21 protein-coding genes and 2 riboswitches are annotated in these 22972 nt (G+C 59.7%); of the genes, 20 read left to right on the top strand and 1 reads right to left on the bottom strand.

Annotation, left to right across the window (positions count from 1 at the left end):
- The first annotated feature begins 178 nt into the window (after positions 1 to 178).
- The 5 genes from ABIC94_RS14320 to ABIC94_RS14300 all read left to right on the top strand — a co-directional run bounded on the left by ABIC94_RS14320 (position 179) and on the right by ABIC94_RS14300 (position 7502).
- Complete coding sequence (locus ABIC94_RS14320; protein ID WP_354373660.1) at positions 179 to 1789, top strand: hypothetical protein; 1611 nt, start codon at positions 179 to 181, stop codon at positions 1787 to 1789.
- A gap of 153 nt (positions 1790 to 1942) precedes the next feature.
- Entirely contained in the window at positions 1943 to 2881 is a 939-nt protein-coding gene (fcl, locus tag ABIC94_RS14315) for a GDP-L-fucose synthase (protein ID WP_354373658.1), read from the top strand.
- Between the two features lie 246 nt (positions 2882 to 3127).
- Positions 3128 to 4666, top strand: coding sequence for a glycosyltransferase (locus ABIC94_RS14310; RefSeq protein ID WP_354373657.1), 1539 nt, complete (start codon positions 3128 to 3130; stop codon positions 4664 to 4666).
- Positions 4667 to 4669: 3 nt separating this feature from the next.
- Positions 4670 to 5815 carry a glycosyltransferase family 4 protein gene (locus ABIC94_RS14305; RefSeq protein ID WP_354373656.1) on the top strand — a complete coding sequence of 382 codons (1146 nt, stop codon included), beginning with the start codon at positions 4670 to 4672 and terminating at the stop codon, positions 5813 to 5815.
- A 115-nt stretch (positions 5816 to 5930) separates the two neighbouring features.
- Positions 5931 to 7502 carry a hypothetical protein gene (locus tag ABIC94_RS14300; protein ID WP_354373655.1) on the top strand — a complete coding sequence of 524 codons (1572 nt, stop codon included), beginning with the start codon at positions 5931 to 5933 and terminating at the stop codon, positions 7500 to 7502.
- Between the two features lie 80 nt (positions 7503 to 7582).
- Here the strand turns inward: ABIC94_RS14300 and ABIC94_RS14295 are convergent, their stop codons facing one another.
- Positions 7583 to 8890, bottom strand: coding sequence for a D-amino acid dehydrogenase (locus ABIC94_RS14295; protein WP_354373654.1), 1308 nt, complete (start codon positions 8888 to 8890; stop codon positions 7583 to 7585).
- A gap of 90 nt (positions 8891 to 8980) precedes the next feature.
- Positions 8981 to 9086, bottom strand: a riboswitch (glycine riboswitch).
- A 32-nt stretch (positions 9087 to 9118) separates the two neighbouring features.
- A riboswitch (glycine riboswitch) is annotated at positions 9119 to 9209 on the bottom strand.
- Positions 9210 to 9325: 116 nt separating this feature from the next.
- On the opposite strand from ABIC94_RS14295, the gene rfbB reads away from it, so the two are divergent.
- From rfbB to ABIC94_RS14220, 15 genes are all read left to right on the top strand, one after another.
- Complete coding sequence (rfbB, locus tag ABIC94_RS14290; RefSeq protein WP_354373653.1) at positions 9326 to 10414, top strand: dTDP-glucose 4,6-dehydratase; 1089 nt, start codon at positions 9326 to 9328, stop codon at positions 10412 to 10414.
- A complete protein-coding gene (rfbD, locus tag ABIC94_RS14285) occupies positions 10411 to 11301 on the top strand; it encodes a dTDP-4-dehydrorhamnose reductase (RefSeq protein WP_354373652.1) in 891 nt (296 codons plus the stop codon). The genes rfbB and rfbD overlap by 4 nt, the downstream gene beginning before the upstream one ends.
- A 36-nt stretch (positions 11302 to 11337) precedes the next feature.
- Positions 11338 to 12237 (top strand): glucose-1-phosphate thymidylyltransferase RfbA, encoded by a 900-nt coding sequence (rfbA, locus tag ABIC94_RS14280; RefSeq protein WP_354373651.1) that lies wholly within the window; start codon positions 11338 to 11340, stop codon positions 12235 to 12237.
- A 35-nt stretch (positions 12238 to 12272) separates the two neighbouring features.
- Positions 12273 to 13727, top strand: a complete 1455-nt coding sequence (locus tag ABIC94_RS14275) for a glycosyltransferase family 2 protein (RefSeq protein ID WP_354373650.1) — start codon at positions 12273 to 12275, stop codon at positions 13725 to 13727.
- Between the two features lie 109 nt (positions 13728 to 13836).
- The gene (locus ABIC94_RS14270; RefSeq protein WP_354373649.1) at positions 13837 to 14391 is read left to right on the top strand and encodes a dTDP-4-dehydrorhamnose 3,5-epimerase family protein; all 555 of its coding nucleotides are present in this window, start codon (positions 13837 to 13839) and stop codon (positions 14389 to 14391) included.
- A gap of 1 nt (position 14392) precedes the next feature.
- On the top strand, positions 14393 to 15619 hold the full coding sequence (locus ABIC94_RS14265; RefSeq protein ID WP_354373648.1) for a class I SAM-dependent methyltransferase: 1227 nt from the start codon (positions 14393 to 14395) through the stop codon (positions 15617 to 15619).
- Positions 15616 to 16461, top strand: a complete 846-nt coding sequence (locus tag ABIC94_RS14260) for an NAD-dependent epimerase/dehydratase family protein (protein WP_354373647.1) — start codon at positions 15616 to 15618, stop codon at positions 16459 to 16461. The genes ABIC94_RS14265 and ABIC94_RS14260 overlap by 4 nt, the downstream gene beginning before the upstream one ends.
- Positions 16461 to 17528 carry a class I SAM-dependent methyltransferase gene (locus tag ABIC94_RS14255; protein WP_354373646.1) on the top strand — a complete coding sequence of 356 codons (1068 nt, stop codon included), beginning with the start codon at positions 16461 to 16463 and terminating at the stop codon, positions 17526 to 17528. The genes ABIC94_RS14260 and ABIC94_RS14255 overlap by 1 nt, the downstream gene beginning before the upstream one ends.
- Entirely contained in the window at positions 17518 to 18258 is a 741-nt protein-coding gene (locus tag ABIC94_RS14250) for a cephalosporin hydroxylase family protein (RefSeq protein WP_354373645.1), read from the top strand. Before ABIC94_RS14255 ends, ABIC94_RS14250 begins: the two co-directional genes overlap by 11 nt.
- Before the next feature lie 27 nt (positions 18259 to 18285).
- The gene (gene rfbC, locus ABIC94_RS14245) at positions 18286 to 18834 is read left to right on the top strand and encodes a dTDP-4-dehydrorhamnose 3,5-epimerase (RefSeq protein WP_354373644.1); all 549 of its coding nucleotides are present in this window, start codon (positions 18286 to 18288) and stop codon (positions 18832 to 18834) included.
- Positions 18835 to 18898: 64 nt separating this feature from the next.
- Entirely contained in the window at positions 18899 to 19981 is a 1083-nt protein-coding gene (gene rfbG / locus ABIC94_RS14240) for a CDP-glucose 4,6-dehydratase (protein ID WP_354373643.1), read from the top strand.
- A complete protein-coding gene (locus ABIC94_RS14235; RefSeq protein ID WP_354373642.1) occupies positions 19978 to 20811 on the top strand; it encodes an NAD-dependent epimerase/dehydratase family protein in 834 nt (277 codons plus the stop codon). Before rfbG ends, ABIC94_RS14235 begins: the two co-directional genes overlap by 4 nt.
- Positions 20812 to 20843: 32 nt before the next feature.
- Positions 20844 to 21788, top strand: coding sequence for a glycosyltransferase family 2 protein (locus tag ABIC94_RS14230; protein WP_354373641.1), 945 nt, complete (start codon positions 20844 to 20846; stop codon positions 21786 to 21788).
- 10 nt (positions 21789 to 21798) lie between these two features.
- Positions 21799 to 22572: a glucose-1-phosphate cytidylyltransferase gene (gene rfbF / locus ABIC94_RS14225; protein ID WP_354373640.1), complete on the top strand. Its 774-nt coding sequence runs from the start codon at positions 21799 to 21801 to the stop codon at positions 22570 to 22572.
- Positions 22569 to 22961: a GtrA family protein gene (locus ABIC94_RS14220; RefSeq protein ID WP_354373639.1), complete on the top strand. Its 393-nt coding sequence runs from the start codon at positions 22569 to 22571 to the stop codon at positions 22959 to 22961. Before rfbF ends, ABIC94_RS14220 begins: the two co-directional genes overlap by 4 nt.
- Positions 22962 to 22972: the final 11 nt, after the last annotated feature.

The raw sequence follows: 22972 nt of genomic DNA, 5'->3' as shown, positions 1-22972 counted from the left end.
TTCCTGTTGTAATCACATTGTCACAATGCAAGCAGAAGTAAATCTATCGGGGTGCTGAACTAAGCGCCAGATAGTGGATTGAACTTTTGTTTTAAGAAGTGCGCGCACCTTGCCGCACGCGCCGCCTCCATTGCCTTTCGTTTCGATGAGCCATCTTGCGTTTAATGAAGTCGTTTTCTTGGACGACTTCTTTCGGTCTGAAGAGAATGGGCTGCAATCTCATCCGATCAACCGACGTTTTCTTCGGGGGCTTTTTTACTCTGCATGCCAGGCGTCCGGGATTGTGGTGCGAGAAGAGCACCCCGTCTCGAGTGGTGGCCGGCTTCCTGTTCGATCCTTGATGGATCGCCTGGGCCTACCGCATACCACGGCCGGCTGGGCGAGTGCTGCCATTGCCAACTTGGGGCCTGCGCTCGACGAGCTGAACACCTTGGAACTCGGCAAAAAGAGTCTCGTTATCGGGTGGGGACTGCCTCCTTCGCTACTGAATTACATCAGCAGCTGCAACGCGACTTTCATTGACGTAGAGGTGCACCCGCTGCGATTTGCTCGCCATCTGCATTTGGGCGTGCGAACCAACAGCAAGAGAATTGCCACCATCTTCTCCCAAATCGCCGTGCCGGACGAGACATTCCGGAATGCGGCCATCGGAATGAAGGCGCTGTTTTCGAGGCGGGGAGGTAACGCGCTGTTTTCTCCCGATGCCCGGGTCGGGGTTTTCCTGGGCCAGACAGATGTGGATCTGGCCCTCGTGAGCAGCGGCCGGCTCGTCCGGCCGCGTGATGTCGTTGAAAGAGTTGCCGCCTTGGCCGCCTCGGTGGATGTCTTGGCCATCAAGCCTCACCCGTGCCAGCCCGGTACGGAATTGCTCGATGGCCTAGTGAAAAAAATACCGAACTCGACGATGGTGGGTAACAACATCTACGCGATGCTATGTGCCGAAAACGTTGCATTTTTCAGCGGAATTTCTTCCGGCGCCCTGACCGAGGCAGAGTACTTTGGCCAGCTCGCTGAGAGAGTCGCTGAGCAGGACAGGAACAATCCTGCGCTTCTTCCCGCTGACTGCTCTGGCTGGTTTCCGGTGGGAAGCGGGGTCGCTTCGTTGCGGGTGATGAAGGATGTGCTTGGGCGATCCTATCTGCCAGCGTTCTTGATCCCCAAGCGGCGATATGCCGAGGCTGTGTCGACTGCTGACCCGAATGCCATTGACCAGGCATTTGGAATGCGATGGGGCCTTCAGCTGGACGCGGAAGGATTGAGGTCATGCCCGAAAGTGGCCTTGGACAAGGTGGTTCATTTTGGAAACGCTGGTCCGTACGCGGCGGCACTGAGCAATGGTTGGCATGAACCTGAGCCTTGGGGCGCCTGGAGCTCAGAGGATCTCGCCTCCGTTTTGCTCATGCTTGATACAGCCAATCTTCCTGAGCACGGAAAGGTGCGAATCACTGTGACTGGTACGCGCTGTCCGCCAAGCGGGGCTGATCCGTTTGCAGTAGAGCTTCGAATCAATGGCAACAAGTGCAAACTCGCCCGGGACAGCGAGACGCGGATGGTCTTTGCCTGCGATCTGGACAGTGATGAACTACGCTCCCGGCCTTTATTGACAGCCGAGTTCTTGGTCAAGGGCGCGTTGCGTCCGTGTGACGTATCCGACAGCAGGGATTGCCGGCGGCTGGGCTTCGGGCTTCATTCGTTGAAAGTCGATGTTCTGGATGCCTCCCGCGGCGACATCGTGAACGCCAAGCGTGACGGTATTGCATGTAAGGAAGCGGCAAACGCATTGCCGTGACGTGCCGATGTCGATGCAGCGCGCTGCTGGTCGCTGAAATGCGAATGCACGCAGTTTCTCCGCTTGCATTCGCTTGCCTGAGCGAAGGAGGGCCTAGGATGACTTCGCGTACGATCTGTCATTTGCGTGTCAAAGGCTCGTGCGGAGGATTTTGTGACAAATTACAAACTGGAAGGCAAGCGCGTCTGGGTCGCCGGTCATCGTGGAATGGTCGGTTCAGCACTGGTTCGACGGCTGCAGAGTGAAAAGTGCACGACGCTGGTTGCAGGCAGCGGCGAACTCGATTTGCGTGACGCGACGGCGGTCAATCGTTGGGTACAGGCCAATCGTCCGGATGCGGTCATCATTGCAGCAGCCAAAGTAGGAGGAATCATGGCAAATGTCTCATTGCCAGCTGATTTCATCTACGACAACTTGATGATTGCCTCGAACGTCATCAAGAGTGCGCACGAAAACAAGATGGAGAAGGTGCTGTTTCTGGGTTCTTCGTGCATCTATCCCAAATTTGCGCCGCAGCCCATGCCCGAAAGCGCGCTGTTGACCGGGCCTCTCGAACCTACCAACGAGTGGTACGCCGTGGCAAAAATTGCCGGAATCAAGCTCTGCCAGGCTTTTCGCCGTCAGCACGGCGACGACATGATTTCTGCCATGCCTACAAACCTGTACGGCCCCGGTGACAACTTCGATCTGCAGACGAGCCACGTCCTGCCCGCACTGCTGCGAAAGATGCACATCGCGCGCGAAGCCGGCGATCCCACGGTGACGATCTGGGGGTCCGGAACGCCACTGCGTGAATTCATGTACGTGGACGATCTGGCCGACGCATGCGTGTTTCTGATGAAAAAGTATTCAGGCGACGAGCACGTGAATGTCGGCTCTTCTCAGGAAGTTTCGATCCGAGGGCTCGCCGAACTCATCGCGGGCATCGTGGGGTTCAAGGGTGACTTGGTGTTTGACCATGCCAAGCCGGACGGAACGCCGCGAAAGCTGCTGGATGGCTCGAAGCTCGCGGGGCTCGGTTGGACGGCCAAGCACAGTTTGGAAGATGGCATCCGCAAAGCCTACGACGCCTTTTTGACTACGCAGCGTTGAATTGAGGCCTGCTTTTCTGCCTGCATCGCCGGCGGGATGCAGTCGCCCGTCTGATGGATGAAGTGCAATAGCTACGCTTCATGCCGATTTCGCAGACACGGCAAAGCTTCGTGCTGCGCCAACATGCTTGCACATCCCTTCCCTGGTACTTGTCCACGGGAATGCATGGGCTCAGTTGTGTCTCGGCGCGGGGCGTTTGTCCGTGCTTCTTCATGAGTTAAGAGTTTGAATGAGCGAGGAGTTCGATTGCAGTTGACTACCCACTTGCCTGATTGGTTGCGCCGGGTTTTGAGGCTTTGCCGTTGGATCTTGATGGAGCCCTCGGGGGCGCCCGGATCCGCGAGAGCTTCCGGTGCGCACTCGGAATCGGCCGAGAGCATTGAAGCCCTGGTGATTCGAATCTACGAATTGGCGCTTCACCGGACGCCGAGTCTGGATGAGCGGGTGCACTGGACAAACGCGGTTGTCAGAGGGCAAATGAGCGTTGCAGGGCTCGTCAATGCCGTCTCCACTTCTCCCGAGGCAAAGCAATTGGGCGCGCCCGGCCGTTTGCTGCCGGACGTGCCCAACGGCAAGCTGATCCAGTTCGCATACGACTCAATTCTTGGGCGCGGCGCTATGGCGGCGGAAATTGCCAACTGGGACCACAGGATCAGCCAGCAGCATTTGGGGCGAGATGTCATTCTTACCTCTCTTTTTATCCAGAGAGCGAACGAAGTGCTCGGCAAGCAGGGGCCGGTGTTCAATCCGGACGTCTGCGATGTGATGGGTACGGGCAAGCTGATTAATGTCAAAGACTGGCAGAAGCGAGCGGATGCAATCGCAGAGCCGGTCGAGGAAATCAAGATCAAGGCCTATCGAAGCCTGGCCTTTCCCCGGAACAGCAATGAAATCCTTGTTTCAGCCGTCGCAAGCCTGTACCGCGGCGGGGATTACATCGAGCAGTTCATGGAGAACATCACCTCCCAGACGATTTTCTCAGCGTGCTGCGAACTCATCATCATCGACGCAGATTCTCCCGAGAACGAATACGAGGTGATTTCCTCGTACATGAAACGCTTTCCAAATATCGTTTATCACAGAGCATCCACCCGCATCGGAATCTACGAGGCGTGGAACCTCGGGGTAAAGATGGCCCGCGGGAAGTACATCACCAATACCAATCTGGACGATCTGCGGCGACACGACTCATTCGAACGCCAAGTCGAAATACTCGAGAAATTTCCTTTCGTCGACGTGGCGTATCAGGATTTCTACTATTCGTTCGACGGGAAGGCCAGCATCGCGAAGACTGCTGCGGTCGGCGTCAAGAGCGACGTTCCGGTTGTCACGCCATACAACCTCATGCGGTCCAACTCTCCGCACAACGCGCCCATGTGGCGCAGATCGATTCACGACGACGTCGGGTTCTTCGATGCAAGCTATCGGTCGGCCGGCGACTACGACTTCTGGCTTCGCTGTGTGGGAGCTGGCAAGGTGTTCTACAAGATCAACGATCCGCACGTTGTCTACTTCGTCAATCCTGAAGGTCTGTCGACCCAGCCCAATACGCGCGGCCACGAAGAGGGCAAGCAGGTCACTCAGTTGCATGGGCGCACTCTCATCTCGCCCAGGCTGCTTTGTTCCGATGAAGACTTCCTGGCGGAAGCGTCACGCGCCGTGGGAGCTTCGATCGAAGTGAGCGAAAGCGAACGCGGCACTGAAGACTGGCGTTATGCAGCTTCGCAGCGTGCAATGCGCTTGTGCTCCATTGCTTCCCGTAAAAACACTCCAGCAAAGAAGTAAGTCATGGCATTGGTGATTGATGGAGTCTTCTTCCAGCTGGCGCAGTCTGGTATCGCTCGTGTCTGGCGGGCGGTATTGCCGCGCCTTGCTGCGGAACTTGACATGCCCATCGTGCTGCTTGACCGCGGCGGCATCGACATAGATATCGCGGGTGTCGAGGTCGTCCCGTTTCCTTCGTACAAGTCGAAGTTCAACGCGCATGACTCCGTTCTGCTCGAGAAGGTGTGCCGTCACTACGACGCGTCGGTGTTCGCTTCGACCTACTACACGACGCCGCTGCAGACGCCGTCGATCTTGCTCGTCTACGACATGATTCCCGAGCGGCTTGGTTTCGACTTGACCCAGCGAGACTGGCGCGAAAAGGAGATCGCAATTGCCCACGCGCGCCGGCACGTCTGCATTTCGCACAACACGCGCAAGGATCTGCTGAACTACTACCCCGAACTCGACCCGGAGTCGACGACGGTTGCTCATTGCGGGATCGAGCCTGCTGTGTTCAAGCGCGCTGATGAATCGGCCATTGCCGCCTTCAGGCGAAAGACTGGATTGAATCGGCCCTACTATATTTTTGTCGGTTCCCGTGCCCAGCATAAAAACTACAAGAATGCGAGTCTGTTCTTCGATGCAGTGAAGACCATGCGCAAGGTCGACTTCGACGTACTTTGTGTGGGGGGCGAGAAAAACGTGGAAGCATCGGAGTCGGGCGAGCACAAGATCATCCAACTCGATCTGGACGATGAGACTTTGGCAATTGCCTATAGCGGGGCCACCGCACTTGTTTATCCATCGCTATACGAAGGATTCGGCCTGCCCGTGGCCGAAGCAATGAGCTGCGGCTGTCCAGTGATTTCGACCTCCCATGGTTCACTTCCTGAAGTCACGGGAACCGCCGCACTGACGGTTGGAGGGTTCTCTGTTCCAGAGATGGTCGAGGCTCTCAACGCCGTCCGGCAGGATACCGTTCGTACTCAGTTGATCGAAGCCGGCCTGGCGCAGGCAAGCCAGTTCCGCTGGGAGTCCTTCTCGCATGAGATTTCTCGTGTGGTCCAGGGAATTGCGGCCGATGGGCGCACAGGCAAGTTCAAGGCCTTCTACGACAAGTGGGCCGAACTGCGGGCACTGCAAGGCGATGTGGATGTTCTGGCCTGAGCTGCGTGCCGCTGTTTGCCGCAACCTTCTCCCGTTTGCGGCGGTGCAAATGCACTCAATGCCTCCATCGCCCGTGCTTTTGCCGAACTCAATCTAACGTACCGAGCCCCTCCGAATGTCCCGACAGAAAAAAATAGCGCTGTGCGTGATTGGCTTCGCCTGCCTGTTTCATGTGCTCGCCGTGATGGGCTACCTGCAGCGCAGCGGGCGCTTGGCGATCGTTCCAATCTACGACGACGTTGTCTACTTGATCGATGGCTTGAAGAGGCTCGAGGTGCTCGATCGCTCGGGCTTGATCGGGTTTGCGGCCAGCTTTTTCTCGTTGCCGGCGCACTCTCCTTTCAACACGCTGTCTGCGACCTTCGGGCTCATGATGAGTGGGGGGGCGGTATGGGGGGCGTATCTTCTCAACGCAAGCTGGGTGTTCGTGATCGTCGGACTCGCGCTGTTGGTGCTTCGAAAGTCCGGCAACTACGGCCAGATCGGAATCGTTCTAGCGCTACTCGCGACGCCAATTCTCGGCAGCTTGGTCGCGGAGTTTCGGCCAGACCCGGCCTGGGGATTGCTGGTTGGATTTTCCTTGGCGCTGACCGCTTCTGTCGACGTCACGCTTTTGCGCACTTCGCGCCTGCTCGGGTTGGGGCTGCTTTTCGGTGCCGCTGTGCTTGCAAAGCCGACGGCTGCTCCAGCCACGGTCGTCGTGCTGGGTGTTGGCCTGGTGACGCAGATGGCGCTGACCCTGATCTTGCAGCGCAGGTGGTCAACCAGGCTTTTCGTCCGCGCACTGGTGCTCGTGGCCGTCGGTGCCGTGCTGTTCATCACTCCTTATGCCGTAACGAACGGCTTGGAGATCCTCGCTTACATCCGTACGGTCATGGGCTCGGACATTGGCGTGTGGGGTGTGCAGGCCTCCTTGTTTGAGCACCTGACGTTCTACCTGAACAGGGGCGCCGGAGCATCGATGCTGGGATGGGTCTGGTATTGGATGGTGCCCATTTTTGCAATTTGCGTTTACGTCTTGATCCGCGTTCGCGATAAGCGGTCGCTGTGTGGGCTGGCGGGCATGGCCGTCGCAGCGCTCGCGGCCTACGCCATCGTGACCGCAAGCCAGATGAAGACGATGATGATCGGCAGCATCCTCTACGGGACGATCGTTGCGATCACAGTCTGGTGCCTCGGGCAGATCGTGATTCACATCCGTGTCCGTCGAAAGCTCCTGCCGGTGTTGGGCGCCTTGGTCTTTGCTACGCAATGGGTGCCGCGCGCAGGCATGATCCAGCAGGCGGACCCGGCGATGGTGACTACCGACAAGGCGAGTCGGGCGGTCTTCCCCGAGGTGCTCCGGGCTTTTGCCTCCGGCAATGCAAAGACAGCCCTGGTCACCGTGCCGGGCCCTGTCTATGCCGGCACCCTGGATTTTCTTGCGCGCCAGCAGGGGGTAGCCCGCAATTTCATCTGGGCTGATACGTGGAATTCCTGGGACCTGTTCCTTAAAGGTGTTGCCGTTTCGGATGTGATCATCTTGAGTGAACCCGGCATGAAAGGGCAGGCACTCGGATTCAATTTTCCGGGCGTGAAGTTTCAGGCACCTTTGCTCAAATTGCTGCAGGGCGACCAGGCGTTCTCCGGACGGCCTGTCTATACGGATGAGCAGGGGCGGTCCGTCTGGGTGTTCGTTCGCAAGTAAGGACAGTTCGACAGGCGCTGGCATCCCGAGCATTGCCTCATGCTCGAATCGTAGATGCCGGCGGCAGTTTCGCGAGTGAGCTAACCCAGTGCGGGTTGCGGCATCCGCGGCCGCGAAGCCGGCATGCCGGTGAACACGAAATCGATTTCAGGCGCAAGCCCGCTCACGATCCGCGCAATCGACTTGCCCGAGCCGCAGGCGTGCGTCCAGCCGAGCGTGCCGTGGCCGGTGTTCAGGTACAGGTTCGGCAGCTTCGTCTTGCCGATCAGCGGCACGTTGCTGGGTGTCGCGGGGCGCAGGCCGGCCCAGAATTGCGCTTGTGCGGTGTCGCCGGCGCCCGGGAAGAGTTCTTCGACCCGCCGCACGATCGCTTCGCAGCGCACCCGGTTCAAATCGCGGTCGTAGCCGTTGAGCTCGGCCGTGCCGGCAATGCGCAGGCGGTCGCCGGAGGCCGAGGTATAGCGCGAGAAGACCAGTTTGAACTCGTCGTCGGTCAGCGAAACCTGGTGCGCCTTGGAGGCGTCCTTCACGGGCAGCGTGACCGAGTAGCCTTTCGCCGGATAGATCGGCAGGCGAATGCCCAGCGGCGCGGCGTACAGCGGGCTCAACGAACCCATCGCAAGCACGAAGGCGTCGCCGCGAATGCGCTGGAAGCGGCCTTCGTTGTCGGTGGCTTCCACGTGGTCGATGCTGCCGCCGGCTTCTCGCAGCGCGGTCACCGTATGGCTCATGAGGAACTTCACGCCGGCCGCAGCTGCGAGGCTTGCCAGCTCACGTGCGAAGAGGTTGGCATCGCCCGATTCGTCCTCCGCGGTGTAGGTGGCGCCGGCCAGCTGCGGGCGGATGTGGGCAAGGGCGGGCTCGATCTTCACGGCTTCGTCCGCGGAGATGACTTGCCGTTCGCATCCGAGCGCGCGCATCTGCTCGGCGGGCTCGAGGGCGCCGTCGAATTCCTTTTGCGTTGTGTAGAAGTGCAGGATGCCCTGTGTGCGTTGGTCGTAATCGATGCCGGTGTCGCGGCGCAACTGCTGCAGCACTTCGCGGCTGTAGGTGCCGAGGCGCACGATCTGCTCGATGTTGTGCTTCGTACGGGCGGGCGTGCATTCGCGCAGGAACTGCAGCCCCCAGAGCCATTGGCGCATGTCGGCGCGTATGCGAAAAAGCAGCGGGGCGTCTTCCTTGCCCAGCCATTGCAGCACCTTGAGCGGTGCACTCGGATTGGCCCAGGGTTCGGCGTGGCTGACCGAGATCTGCCCGCCGTTGGCAAAGCTGGTTTCGGCGGCGGGGGTGGCCTGCCGGTCGATGACGGTCACTTCGTGGCCGAGTTGCTGGAGGTAATAAGCCGAGGTCACGCCGAGCAAGCCGGCGCCGAGAACGATCACGCGCATTTCAAGTACCTTTGAGGTTGAAGCGCTTGAACGGCGGGGTAAGCGCGCTATCGGATAGATAGCAAGCAACCGGACGACGCCGTCCAAGTTGCCGCTCCCCCTGTCCTCGGTACCTGAGAGATTCACCCGTTGCGCCCGCAGCGGGTTTGCTCCTTCGGTGCATCACGCGAGGTGATGGCTCTCCAGACGGCGTGTCAGTTGGTGCAGTACAAGCCCCTTGCCGAAGTTTCGGGAACTTCGTCGGGCCGACCTGAGCGTTTATGGGAGTTTGCGCCTTCGGTAGGGCAACCGGGGTTGCCCGCTCTCCTGCAGTGGGGCGATTGTAGGCGGGGCTCGCGTGCTCGCCAACCCCCGGCTCTGGCCCCGGCGGGGGCAATGGGATAATCGCCTGTTCATTCGCCAGAGGGCGATCGTTCGACAACAACAGGGGACCTCATGATCCTGGTAACCGGCGGCGCGGGCTTCATAGGCGCCAACTTCGTACTCGACTGGCTGGCGCAGAGCGACGAGCCCGTCCTCAATCTCGACAAGCTGACCTACGCCGGCAACCTCGAGACGCTCGCCTCGCTTAAAAGCGACCCGCGGCACATCTTCGTGCAGGGCGACATCGGCGACAGCGCCCTGGTCGATCGCCTGCTGGCCGAGCACAAGCCGCGTGCTGTGGTGAACTTTGCCGCGGAATCGCACGTGGATCGCTCCATCCACGGCCCCGAGGACTTCGTGCAGACCAACGTGCTCGGCACCTTCCGCCTGCTCGAATCGGTGCGCGGCCACTGGAGCGCGCTGCCGGCCGAGCCAAAGGCCGCCTTCCGCTTCCTGCACGTGTCCACCGACGAAGTCTACGGCTCCCTCTCCAGGACCGACCCCGCCTTCACCGAAGAGCACAAGTACGAGCCCAACAGCCCGTATTCGGCCAGCAAGGCCGCCAGCGACCACCTCGTGCGCGCCTGGCACCACACCTACGGCCTGCCGGTCGTCACCACCAACTGCTCCAACAACTACGGGCCGTTCCACTTCCCCGAGAAGCTCATCCCCCTGATGATCGTCAACGCCCTGGCCGGCAAGCCCCTGCCCGTGTACGGTGACGGCATGCAGGTGCGCGACTGGCTCTACGTGAAGGACCACTGCAGCGCCATCCGCCGCGTGCTCGAAGCCGGCAAGCTCGGCGAGACCTACAACGTCGGCGGCTGGAACGAGAAGCCCAACATCGAGATCGTGAACACCGTGTGCGCGCTGCTCGACGAACTGCGCCCGCGCGCCGACGGCAAGCCCTACAAGGAACAGATCAGCTACGTCACCGACCGCCCCGGCCACGACCGGCGCTACGCCATCGACGCGCGCAAGCTCGAACGCGAATTGGGCTGGAAGCCCGCCGAAACCTTCGACACCGGCATCCGCAAGACCGTCGAGTGGTACCTCGCGAACGGCGAATGGGTGCGCAACGTGCAAAGCGGCGCCTACCGCGAGTGGGTCGAGAAGCAATACGACGCCGCACCCGCGCCCGCGGCCAAGGCCACCGCATGAAGCTGCTGCTGCTGGGCAAGGGCGGACAGGTCGGCTGGGAGCTGCAGCGCAGCCTCGCGCCATTGGGCGAACTGGTCGCGCTCGACTTCGACAGCACCGATCTCAACGCCGACTTCAGCCGCCCCGAGCAGCTGGCCGAGACCGTGCTGAAGGTGCGCCCCGACGTCATCGTCAATGCCGCCGCGCACACCGCGGTCGACAAGGCCGAGAGCGAGCCCGAGTTCGCGCGCACCCTCAACGCCACCTCGCCCGGCGTGGTGGCCGAGGCCGCGCAGCAGATCGGTGCGCTCATGGTGCATTACTCCACCGACTACGTGTTCGACGGCAGTGGAGCCACGCCCTGGCAGGAAGACGACGCCACCGGCCCGCTCAGCGTGTACGGTCGCACCAAGCTCGAAGGCGAGCAGCTGGTGGCCCGGCACTGCCCGAACCACCTGATCTTCCGCACCAGCTGGGTGTACGCCGCGCGCGGCGGCAACTTCGCCAAGACCATGCTGCGGCTGGCCAAGGAGCGCGACAAGCTGACCGTCATCGACGACCAGTTCGGTGCCCCGACCGGTGCCGAGCTGCTGGCCGATGTCACGGCGCATGCGATCCGCGCCACCTTGCAAGACCCCGCCAAGGCGGGCCTGTACCACGCGGTGGCCGGCGGCGAGACCACTTGGTGCGGCTATGCGCGCTTCGTGCTCGAGCAGGCCCAGGCGGCCGGCGTCGAACTCAAGGCCGGGCCTGAGCAAGTCGAGGCCGTGCCCACCACTGCATTCCCGACGCCGGCCAAGCGCCCGCACAACTCGCGCCTCGACACGCGCAAGCTGCAGTCCACCTTCGGCCTGGTGCTGCCCCATTGGCAGCAAGGCGTGGCCCGCATGCTGCGCGAGACCCTTTGACCGCAGAGCGGCAAGCAAGCACAAAGACACACAACGATGACGACCAAGACCACGCAACGCAAGGGCATCATCCTGGCCGGCGGTTCGGGCACCCGCCTGCACCCCGCCACGCTCGCGCTCAGCAAGCAGCTGCTGCCGGTGTACGACAAGCCGATGATCTATTACCCGCTGAGCACGCTGATGCTCGGCGGCATGCGCGACATCCTCATCATCAGCACGCCGCAGGACACGCCGCGGTTCCAGCAACTGCTGGGCGATGGCAGCCAGTGGGGCATCAACCTGCAGTATGCGGTGCAGCCGAGTCCGGATGGGTTGGCGCAGGCGTTCATCATCGGGGACAAGTTCGTGGGGAACGACCCGAGTGCGTTGGTGTTGGGCGACAACATTTTCTACGGGCACGACTTTGCTCACTTGCTGTCGGGCGCGGACGCCAAGGATTCGGGCGCGACCGTTTTTGCGTACCACGTGCACGACCCCGAGCGTTATGGTGTGGTGGCCTTCGATGCGCAGGGCAAGGCCAGCAGCATCGAAGAAAAGCCCCTTGAGCCCAAGAGCAGCTACGCCGTCACGGGGCTGTACTTCTACGACAACCAGGTCGTCGAGATTGCCAAGGCCGTGAAGCCCAGCGCGCGCGGCGAGCTGGAGATCACGGCGGTCAATCAAGCCTACCTGGACCTCAACCAACTCAACGTGCAGATCATGCAGCGCGGCTATGCGTGGCTGGACACGGGCACGCATGAAAGCCTGCTCGAAGCCGGCCAGTTCATCGCGACACTGGAGCATCGCCAGGGGCTGAAGATTGCTTGTCCTGAGGAGATCGCTTGGCGCAACGGGTTCATCACCACCGAACAACTGGAAAAGCTAGCGGTTCCCCTGGAGAAGAGTGGCTACGGAAAGTATCTGCGGCATCTGCTTAAGGACGAGGTGCGTTCTTAAGTGAAACGCGCACCTCCCTGGAAGTGCAACTTGCAATGACAAAGCGACCACGCTTCAGTGTTGTTGTTCCGACGCGCAATCGCCCGGAGACATTGCGACACGCATTGAAGACTTGTCTCGACCAGGATTTCGACGACTACGAGATCATCGTTTGCGATAACAGCGATCCCGTGGCCGCGGCGGAGGTGGCTGCAATCGTAGAGGCGGTGAATTCGCCCAGAATTCGCCACCTGCCTTCCGATCGTCCGCTGGCGATGAGTGCCAACTGGGAGCGTGGCTTGAATGAGGCGCGAGGCGAGTACGTTACGGTGCTGGGTGATGACGACGGCCTTATGCCTTATGCATTGCGCGAGCTGGATCGCCTGGCATCGCGCACTGGTGCGAAGGCCATTCGATGGCAGCGCTGTATCTACACCTGGCCGACGATCGGCGTAGAGGGCGAGGCAAACCTTCTCATCCTGCCCCTTTTTCGAACCCTCGCCGAGATCGACGGAAAGACGCAGATCGCAAAGGTCATGCGGTTCGAAGCCGGGACCGATTCTCTGCCGATGATCTATTGTTCCGTGATTCATCGGGACCTGATCGAGCAGCACCGCGCAACGGTTGGCCGAGTTTTTCTGAACATCTACCCGGATATTTACTCGGCTTTTGGTTTTGGCTATCTCGTCGGAACGTACTTGTCAGTCAGCGTACCGATGAGCATCGCCGGGCTCTCTCATGCGAGTAATGGTGTAGCGACCCTGATGAAGGAAAAGCAAACCGCGGTCGCCAGCGATTTTTCGCGGCTGAACGAAGCGTTCGGCTATGTCCACCATCCGCAAGTGCCTGAAAAGACGATTCTCGGGCCGGTTCATATCGCGGACTCCTTTCTGCATGCCCGAGATGCGCTTTTTCCGCTCGAGGACGCCCTGGTGTTCGACCGCAAGCTGTTCGTGGAGCGCTGCCTCGGGGCGATCCCAGACACAGACCCAGAAGACCGCAAGCGTGTGCGCCAGGTCATCCGGGCGTCTATTGCAGACAGCCCTGAGCTGCTGAGGTGGTTCGATGACGAGGCTCCCAGCCTTCCACCGGCACCCTTGCACACCTTCCGACCGCAACGCTTCGGTTTCGACGGTGCGACGCTGAGCCTGGATGTTGCAGCCCTAGACATCAAGGATGTTTCGCAGGCGGTCGGCTTGGCGGCTTCGCTGCTGGGTATCGGAGAAAAAGAGATTCCCTTCGACGTGCCGGCCTTGGGTGACGTGTACGCCCATGTTTGGGCGGAACAAGAAAAGGTCGCGCGCGCAGAGCGCGAAATCGAGCAAATGCGGTGCCAAGCTGCGAGCAGCACCGCTGATGCGAACACGCAGGTACTTGCTTTGCAGGAGCTTTGCGCGCAGCAAGGGCGCCAGTTGGACGAGGCGCGCCATGCGGGCTCGCTGCGCTACGTGCCCAAGAGAGTTTTGCGCAAGATGTTCGATCTGTTTCGCAAGCCTCCCAGCGCCGTCTAGAGCGTGGGGAACATTTGCAATCGATTGCGATATCAGCGACAACCGTCAGTAAGCATCATTGCAAGCCCGGCCGCACGAAGATTTATCTCACGAAAAGATTGGCACTTTCATGGCTAGGTTTTCCATTCGAGATACAAGTTTGAAGGGACTCCACGTCGTACAGCGGCGGAAAGTCGAAGATTCGCGTGGGTTCTTCAGCCGATTCTTTTGCGCTGATGAAATTGCAGCCGTGGGCTTCCTTCGGCCCATTTCTCAAATCAATCACACCTTGACGAAGCGCCGCGGCTCTGTGCGTGGCATGCACTTTCAGTTTTCGCCTCACTCAGAAGACAAATTCGTGAGTTGTTTGCGAGGAGAGGTGTTTGATGTTGCTGTTGACTTGCGAAAGGACTCGCCAACATTCCTTCAATGGCACGCTGAAATCCTTACTGCCGACAACGACCGCAGCTTGCTGATTCCCCAAGGGTTTGCGCATGGCTTTCAAACTCTGGTGGATGACGTCGAGTTGCTATACCTCCATTCGGCTCCTTATGCTCAATGTGCAGAAGGGGGAGTGAGCCCCACTGATCCAAAGCTTGCTATTGCGTGGCCGCTGGAACTGACCGAGTTGTCGCCTCGCGACGCAGCGCATCCTCATTTAACGAACGATTTCGGTGGAATCTGAAATGAAATGCCGCTACTGTCATTCAGGCCTTTCGCTGGAATTGATGGATTTGGGAACGTCGCCTCCCTCGAATGCGTATCTTCGCTTGCCCCAGCTCTCTGCGCCTGAACAGTGGTATCCGCTGCGTGTGTTGACCTGCACGAAGTGCTGGTTGATCCAGACGGATGACTATGCGCACTATGCGGAGCTGTTTTCCAGCGACTATGCGTATTTCAGTTCCTATTCGACAAGCTGGCTTGCACACAGCCGCCGTTATGTCGCTGAAGTTGTGCAGCGGTTTGCCCTCTCGTCGGAATCGCATGTCGTTGAGATTGCGGCAAACGATGGCTATTTGTTGCAGTACGTCCGGGAAGCAGGGATCCCGTGCCTTGGTGTGGAGCCGACCGCGAGTACAGCGCGTGCGGCGCGTGCCAAGGGGCTTGAAATTGTCGAGAAATTCTTCGGTGTGGCTCTGGCGGAAGAACTTGTTGCCGATGGCAGAGCCGCCGACCTGACTGTGGCCAATAACGTCCTTGCGCACGTTCCCGATGTCAACGATTTCGTCGCCGGTTTTGCGAAGTTGTTGAAGCCCCAAGGCGTGGCCACGTTCGAGTTCCCTCATCTGATGCGCTTGATTGAGGAATGCCAGTTCGACACGATTTATCACGAGCACTTCTCGTATCTTTCGTTGGCAACCGTGCGTCGGCTGTTCGAATCGAACGGCCTCGGGATCTTTGACGTCACAGAACTCGGCACGCATGGTGGGAGTCTGCGCCTCTATGCGCAACGGCTCGACACCGGAAGGCGTCGCGAGGAAGAAAGCGTCGGGCGGCTTCTGCGTGTTGAAGCAGACGCAGGCGTGGAGACGCCCGCCTATTACGCTGGTTTCCAAGCCCGTGCCGACGATATTCGCGATGGGCTGATGACGTTCTTGATCGAAGCCAGGCGGGCGGGCAAGCGCGTGGGCGCCTATGGCGCGGCAGCCAAAGGCAATACCTTGCTCAACTACGCCGGCGTGCGCGCGGGGTTGCTGCCTTGGGTGGTGGATCGCAATCCCTCCAAGCAGGGGCTCTACCTTCCGGGAAGTCGGATCCCGATCGTCAGCGAGGAGCAGCTGAAGCGTGAGAAACCCGACTACGTACTCATCTTGCCGTGGAACCTCAAGGCGGAGGTGATGAGCCAGCTTTCTTATGTCCGAGATTGGGGAGGCCAGTTCGTCTGCGCGATTCCCCAGATCCAAATCTCATGAAGATCGCGGTCACTGGCGCCAGTGGATTTATCGGTCGGCATCTGCTGGGCGTACTCGCGACTGCAGGCCAAGACCAGGTTGTAGCGGTGTCGCATCAAACGCAGGACCTGTCATGGCTGCCCAACGGCGTCGCGCATGCCTCCATCGATCTGACGCGGCCGCCGTCGAACGCATACAGAGTGCTCGGTGAACCCGACGTGTTGATCCACCTGGCCTGGAGCGGCCTGCCAAACTACCAGTCGCTGCATCACTTCGAGACGCACCTAGGTGAGCAATACCAGTTTCTTCGTCTGCTCGCGACCAGTGGCCTGCGGTCCCTTGTGTGTGCTGGCACCTGCTTCGAATACGGCATGCGCACTGGCGAGCTCGACGAGGCGTTGCTGGCAGACCCCCGCAATCCGTATGGTTTTGCCAAGGATGCGTTGCGTCGTGAGCTCGAGTTTCTAGCTGCCGAAACAGGCCTCGCTCTGACTTGGGCAAGACTGTTCTACATGTATGGAGATGGGCAAGCTCCTACATCGTTGTACAGCCAATTGATGGCTGCCGGCGCGCGTGGTGATGCCGAGTTCCGCATGTCCGCGGGCGAGCAGCTTCGCGACTACCTGCATGTGCGTGATGTAGCGCGCTATCTCGCGGCATTGGCCAGGAATGCGCCCGGTGCGGGTATTGTCAATGTGTGTTCCGGCAAACCCAGGTCCGTTCGATCCCTCGTCGAGGAATGGCGAGACGCTTATCGGATATCGGCGAAGCTCGTGTTGGGACACTTTCCCTATCCGTCATACGAGCCCATGGCGTTTTGGGGGCGAAATGCCAAGCTAAGGCAACTCCTGGGAGGCGAGTGATGCAGCGCAAGTTGTTGCACATCGAGCGATTGCCCGTCCTCCAGAACCGTGTCTACGATTCCGCGCTGGCCGGCAGGGAGTCGCCCACAGGGGACATGATGCTTGTCCAGGACGCTGTAAGTGGACTGGTGTTTAACACAGCCTTCGACTCTTCGCTGCTTGCCTACGATGCGGACTATCAGAATGAGCAGGCTTGCTCTGGTGTTTTTCGTGAGCACCTGGAGGTCGTTCTCTCCATCATCGGGCGACACTTCACGCATCGTTCTGTGATCGAGGTTGGCTGCGGCAAGGGCTACTTTCTGAACCATCTTCGCGAAGCTGGGTATGAAGCAACAGGCATCGATCCGGCGTATGAAGGGGACAGCCCTCATGTGATCAAGGCGGCGTTTTCGCCGGGTCTTGGGCTTTCAGCCGATGCGCTCGTTCTGCGCCACGTTCTCGAGCACATCCAGAATCCGGTGAGCTTTCTTCGGTCCATTGCGGCTGCCAACGGCGGGCAGGGAAAAATCTATATCGAGGTCCCGTGCTTCGACTGGATTCGCGCACGCAGAGCGTGGTTCGACATTTTCTACGAACACGTCAATTATTTTCGTGCGTCCGATTTCCAACGGATGTTCGCGACCGTCCACGAGCAGGGCCATGTCTTCGGTGGGCAGTATCTGTACGTTGTGGCCGATCTGGCAACATTGCGCCCCCCGGTTGCTGACGCTCGAGACCAAGTTGAATTGCCAAGCGACTTTCTGGCCGGAGTTGAACGCGGCAGGGTGGTTGCCAGCGCCACTTCGGGTCCCAAGGCTATCTGGGGCGCATCGTCCAAGGGTGTAATCTTTGCGCATCATCTAGGTCATGCCGGCATCGCCTTCGACATGGCGATAGATATCAACCCGGTCAAGCAAAACCGCTATATGGCGGGGACAGGCTTGCGAATAGTTTCGCCACAAACCGCATTCGAGACGTTGCCTGCCGACGCGCTCATGTTTGTAATGAACTCCAACTATTTCGACGAAATCCTCGAGCAGTCTCGAGGAAAATTCCGTCTTGTGAAGGTAGACCAGAATGACATTTGAAGCTGAAGTCGCGGCCCGCATCGCCGCCAACGAAAGCAACGCCGCGCTGCAGGTTGATGCCAAGGCGCTGATGAACTCTTCCATCAGCGCCGGCTACTCCTACAACTTTTCCTGGATGGGGCGACCGATCATTCAGTATCCGCAAGACATGGTGGCAATGCAGGAGATCATCTGGCGCGTTCAGCCTGACCTGATCATCGAAACAGGAATAGCGCACGGCGGATCTTTGATCTTCTCTGCCGCCATGCTGGAGCTGAACGCTGCATGCGGTGGACCTACCAATGCGAAAGTGGTGGGCGTTGACATCGACATTCGCGCTCACAACCGGCGCGCCATTGAGGAGCACCCGATGGCGAAGCGCATTTCAATGATCGAGGGCTCGAGCATCGCGCCCGATATCATCGCGGCAGTCCAGCGCGAGGCGCTGGGCAAGAAGAGTGTTCTTGTTTGTCTCGACAGCAATCACACTCATGCACATGTCCTCGACGAACTGAAGGCTTACGCGCCGATGGTATCGGTCGGTAGTTACTGCGTGGTATTCGACACGATTGTCGAAGACCTACCCGCCGACTTCTTCCCGGATCGTCCATGGGGGCCGGGAGACAATCCGAAGACTGCAGTGCATGAGTTTCTCAAGACGCACGGTTCTTCGTTCGAAATTGATCGGGCTGTCGATAGCAAGCTGCTGATCAGCGTTGCGCCCGACGGCTACCTGAAGCGCGTCGCCTGATCTGCCCCACTTATTCTTTGCTGCGCCATGAAAGCCACGCCCACAGCCATCCCCGAGGTCCTTGTGATCGAGCCGAAAGTGTTCGGCGATGCACGCGGATTCTTTTACGAGAGCTTCAACAACAAAGCCTTTGACGAGGCCGTTGGAAGACATGTCGATTTTGTTCAAGACAACCATTCGCGTTCCGCCAGAGGCGTGTTGCGCGGACTTCACTATCAACTCGCGCAGACACAAGGCAAGCTGGTGCGCGTTACGCGCGGCGCGGTGTTCGATGTGGCCGTGGATATCCGCCGCTCTTCATCGACATTCGGTCAGTGGGTAGGGGTCGAGCTCAGCGAAGACAATCACCGGCAGCTTTGGGTGCCGGAAGGCTTTGCGCATGGGTTCCTGGTGCTCAGCGAATCTGCCGACTTTCTCTACAAGACCACCGACTACTACGCACCCGCGCACGAGCGGGCGATCCGCTGGGACGATCCGATCGTGGGCATCGCGTGGCCGGATGTTGGCGCTGCGCCGACGTTGTCGACCAAAGACCTCGCCGGCGCGTCGTGGGACAGCGCCGAATTGTTCGAGTAGCAATCATGTACCGCCTCGAGTGCGAGACCAAGTTGAAAAGATATGGAATGAAGGCGAAGCAGGAATGAGCGAACTGGCAGATTTCGAGAAGGTGCTGCAAGGCCGTCGCGTCTTCGTGACTGGCCACACCGGATTTACCGGCAGCTGGGTTTGTCTTTGGCTGCAATCGATTGGTGCGATTGTGGAAGGCTACTCCTTGCCCCCCGAGACCTCGCCGTCGTTGTTCGAAGCGGCAGACCTTGGAAGCGCCGTCAAGGGCACCTTCGCGGACATCTGTGACTACCCCCGTCTGCTTGCCGCGATGCAGGCTTTTGCGCCCGAATTGGTGCTGCACCTGGCGGCGCAGCCGCTGGTGCGCCGGTCGTATCGCGAGCCGCTTCGGACATTCGAGGTCAATGCCCAAGGCACGGCACATGTCCTGGAAGCTGCGCGCACAGTTCCCGGGGTCAGAGGGGTGGTTTGCGTGACTACCGACAAGGTTTACCGGAACAATGAATGGCCTTGGGCCTACCGGGAAAACGATCCGCTGGGCGGCAAGGACCCCTACAGCGCATCGAAGGCCTCTGCCGAGATGGTCATCCAGAGCTACGCCGCGTCGTACCCGTTCGCCGAGGGAAAGGGCCCTGCCATCGCCACGGCGCGCGGCGGCAACATTGTCGGCGGCGGCGACTGGTCGGAGGATCGGCTCGTCCCTGACTTCGTGCGAAGCGTTGTTGATGACCTTCCTCTAACGCTGCGCTACCCGCAGGCGACGCGCCCCTGGCAGCATGTGCTGGCTTTGGTGCATGGTTACATGCTGTTAATGGCCAAGTTGATTGGTCCGGAGCCGGAGTCCGCGGCGCGCGCTTGGAACCTCGGGCCCCATGACCCACGGCAGTTTTCGGTCCGCGAGGTGCTGGAGCTTATGAGCGACGAGTGGCGGCGTCCGCCGCTCGAGTTCATGAGTAACCCTCTGCCGGAAGCCGGGGCGCTCGCGCTAGACAGTGCACTCGCGCGCAACCTGCTGGGCTGGACGCCGGTGTGGGATACGCATCGCGTGGCGCGCGAGACAGCGACCTGGTACCGCAAATACTACGAGGCGCCGCAGTCCGCGCGCGAAATCACGCTGGCACAGATCGAGAGCTGGCGCCGGGACATGCGCGCATGATCTATCTTGTCGGCGGGCGAGGCCGGGTCGGACAGGCGATTACTGCGTCGCGTCCGGCCAGCGAAGTCACGCTGCTGGAGCGGGACCGGTATCAGGATTGGTGGCGCCCGGGTTCGGCCAAGGACGTTGCGCAATTTTTCAAGGGCGCGCCCGCAGGATCGGTCGTCGTCGTGGCGGCGGGGTTGCTCGACCCTGCATTGCCGCACCAACTGCTGCGTCGCGTGAACGTAGATCTGCCGTTGCAGGTCCTTGAGGGTGCGACCGATGCCGGCTTGCGCGTCATCACCCTGGGCACCGTGATGGAGCAGCTGACGTCTCATCCCAACGTCTATGTCGCCAGCAAGTCCGAACTTGGGTTGCAAGTGGCACGGCGGGCGGGTGCTGGCGATCCGGTGCTGCATTTGCAGATACATACGCTCTATGGTGGTGGACCACCCGCGCCGTTCATGTTTCTGGGGCAGATGTGCCACGCGATACATCGAGGTATTCCGTTCGAGATGTCGCCGGGCCGCCAATTGCGCGAGTACCACCACGTCGACGATGACGTGAGCGCATTGCATGCATTGATTGCGGCCGGCGTGGTGGGCATTGCACCCGTCAGCCATGGCGAACCCAGCACGCTGGCCGATCTTGCTTCAGCGGTTTTCAAGGCTGTCGGCCGCATGGACCTGTTGCGTATTGGGGCGCGTCCGGAGCCGCCCGACGACAACTATGCGACCGTGTTGGCCAGGCCGGCGGTGCTTGCCGGTATCAGTTTCAGGCCCGCTCAGGCTGGCGTCGCAGAGTACGTCAAATCTCAGCTGTCGAGGTCGGAGAGGCTGCCAAAGTGAACAGAGGTACTGATTTGCCTGGACTACGTCCGTTGATTTCAATTGCGATCCCGGTGCTCAACGAAGCGGGAAATCTCCAAGCGTTGTACGCCCGACTTGTTGCGCTAGGCGAGCGCATGCGCGACCGCTGTGATCTCGAGTTCGTTTTCACGGACAACCATTCGGACGACGATACCTGGCCGATGCTGACGCAACTCGCCCTTGCAGACCCTCGTGTGCGGGCATTGCGGTTCTCGCGCAATTTTGGTTTTCAGAGTTCGATCCTTGCCAACTACCTGCATGCCCGCGGTGACGCGGTGATGCAGATCGATGCCGACCTCCAGGACCCGCCCGAGATGCTCGAGGATTTCTTCTTGCTTTGGCAGCAGGGCTATCACGTGATCTACGGAATCCGTCGCAAGCGGCAGGAGGGCGTGGCGATGAACCTGATCCGCAAATGCGGCTACTGGGTCATCGATCGCGTGAGCGAGCACCCGATTCCCCGTGATGCTGGTGATTTCAGGTTGGTCGATCGTGCGGTCATAGAGGCAATCGCAAGGTCGCGCACGAGCAACCCCTACTTGCGCGGAATGATCGCGGGCATGGGATTCAATCAGACCGGCATCGAATACGACCGTGACGCGCGCACGGCAGGCGAGAGCAAGTTCAACGTCATGCGGTTGATGCGGCTGGGCCTTACAGCCGTGTTTAACCATTCGACAGTGCCGCTTCGGATGGCTTCCTTCTTGGGAGTTGTCATCCTGCTCGGCTGTCTTCTAGCTTCGCTGTATTACGTGGGGCTGCGCTTGCTGCAACCCGATCTGCCTCGCGGCTTTGTCAGCATCCAGTTGTTGATCCTGTTCGGCATCGGGCTCAACGCTTTCTTGCTTGGCATCATCGGCGAATACATCCTGCGCATCTATCGCCTGTTGCGTGCCGATCCGGTGGCGATCGTTGAATGCACGCTTAACATGCAACCAAGCGAACTCAAGCTCTAGGAACACTCATATGAAAGCAGTCATCCTCGCAGGGGGCCTCGGAACGCGAATTGCCGAGGAATCCGATACAAAACCAAAGCCGATGGTCGAAGTGGGCGGACGCCCCCTGCTATGGCACATCATGAAGATGTACGCTCACCATGGGATCAAGGACTTCGTCGTTTGCCTGGGATACAAGGGCTACGTGATCAAGGAGTTTTTTTTCAACTATTACCGACATATGTCGGACATGCGTATCGACTTGCGCAACGGCGATCACCAGATCCTGGACAGTCACGCCGAGGACTGGCGCATTACGCTGGTCGATACGGGATCTGAGACTATGACAGGTGGGCGCCTCAAGCGTGTCGCCAAGTACCTGGACGACGACGCGTTCTGCATGACGTATGGCGATGGACTGTCCGACGTCGATATCTCCGCCGAGGTCGCGTTTCACAAACGGCAGGGCAAACTCGCCACTGTTCTTGCGGTTCAGCCGCCTGGCCGGTTTGGCGTTCTCAACATCGGTGCGGACCAAGCGGTATCGAGCTTCGAGGAAAAGCCGAGCGACGAGATCGGCTGGATCAACGGAGGTTTCTTCGTGTTGGAGCGCTCGGTGATCGACTATGTGGCGGACGATGCCACGTCGTGGGAGCGCGCACCGCTGATGAATCTGGCGCGTGATGGCCAACTTGCGGGATTCCAGCATCACGGCTTCTGGCAGCCCTGTGACACCTTGCGCGACAAGCGCGAACTGGAAGCGCTTTGGAACAGCGGCCACGCTCCGTGGCGCAAGTGGGAGTGAAGCAGCTCCTGCGTTTTGCAGCCGTCGGCGTGTTGAATACTGCCGTCGGCTACACCGTCATCTTCGCGTGCATGTACCTGCTTGACATGGGGCCGGTTCCGAGCAATGTGACTGGCTACGCCTTTGGCCTCGTGGTGTCGTATGCCCTGAACAGGACGTTCACTTTCCGCAGCGTCGCGGGAAAGAAGCGTGAAATCACGCGCTTCTTGTTGATCTTCGCTGTCGCCTATCTCGCAAATATCGGTGTTCTGGTTGTGTTGACCGAACATGCCAATGTGCATAAAGGCTGGGCACAGTTGGTCGCTGGCGTGGTTTACACGTGCTTATTCTTTTTGCTGAGCAAGTACTACGTTTTTGTCGACAGGCAGCCTCGGACGCCGACCCGGTGAATGTCGAATTG

The sequence above is a fragment of the Variovorax paradoxus genome, from assembly GCF_040544635.1.
Lineage (GTDB): Bacteria > Pseudomonadota > Gammaproteobacteria > Burkholderiales > Burkholderiaceae_C > Variovorax > Variovorax paradoxus_R.
The sequence above is the reverse complement of the archived record's forward strand: the minus strand, read 5'-3'. Positions and strand labels throughout refer to the sequence as shown.

Coding starts and splice junctions, on each gene's coding strand:
- ABIC94_RS14305 (WP_354373656.1), top strand. CDS start 4,670: ATGGCATTGGTGATTGATGGAGTCTTCTTCCAGCTGGCGCAGTCTGGT.
- rfbD (WP_354373652.1), top strand. CDS start 10,411: ATGAAGCTGCTGCTGCTGGGCAAGGGCGGACAGGTCGGCTGGGAGCTG.
- rfbB (WP_354373653.1), top strand. CDS start 9,326: ATGATCCTGGTAACCGGCGGCGCGGGCTTCATAGGCGCCAACTTCGTA.
- ABIC94_RS14265 (WP_354373648.1), top strand. CDS start 14,393: ATGAAATGCCGCTACTGTCATTCAGGCCTTTCGCTGGAATTGATGGAT.
- ABIC94_RS14295 (WP_354373654.1), bottom strand. CDS start 8,890: ATGCGCGTGATCGTTCTCGGCGCCGGCTTGCTCGGCGTGACCTCGGCT.
- ABIC94_RS14255 (WP_354373646.1), top strand. CDS start 16,461: ATGCAGCGCAAGTTGTTGCACATCGAGCGATTGCCCGTCCTCCAGAAC.
- ABIC94_RS14275 (WP_354373650.1), top strand. CDS start 12,273: ATGACAAAGCGACCACGCTTCAGTGTTGTTGTTCCGACGCGCAATCGC.
- ABIC94_RS14250 (WP_354373645.1), top strand. CDS start 17,518: ATGACATTTGAAGCTGAAGTCGCGGCCCGCATCGCCGCCAACGAAAGC.
- ABIC94_RS14235 (WP_354373642.1), top strand. CDS start 19,978: ATGATCTATCTTGTCGGCGGGCGAGGCCGGGTCGGACAGGCGATTACT.
- ABIC94_RS14270 (WP_354373649.1), top strand. CDS start 13,837: ATGGCTAGGTTTTCCATTCGAGATACAAGTTTGAAGGGACTCCACGTC.
- rfbC (WP_354373644.1), top strand. CDS start 18,286: ATGAAAGCCACGCCCACAGCCATCCCCGAGGTCCTTGTGATCGAGCCG.
- rfbA (WP_354373651.1), top strand. CDS start 11,338: ATGACGACCAAGACCACGCAACGCAAGGGCATCATCCTGGCCGGCGGT.
- rfbG (WP_354373643.1), top strand. CDS start 18,899: ATGAGCGAACTGGCAGATTTCGAGAAGGTGCTGCAAGGCCGTCGCGTC.
- ABIC94_RS14260 (WP_354373647.1), top strand. CDS start 15,616: ATGAAGATCGCGGTCACTGGCGCCAGTGGATTTATCGGTCGGCATCTG.
- rfbF (WP_354373640.1), top strand. CDS start 21,799: ATGAAAGCAGTCATCCTCGCAGGGGGCCTCGGAACGCGAATTGCCGAG.
- ABIC94_RS14300 (WP_354373655.1), top strand. CDS start 5,931: ATGTCCCGACAGAAAAAAATAGCGCTGTGCGTGATTGGCTTCGCCTGC.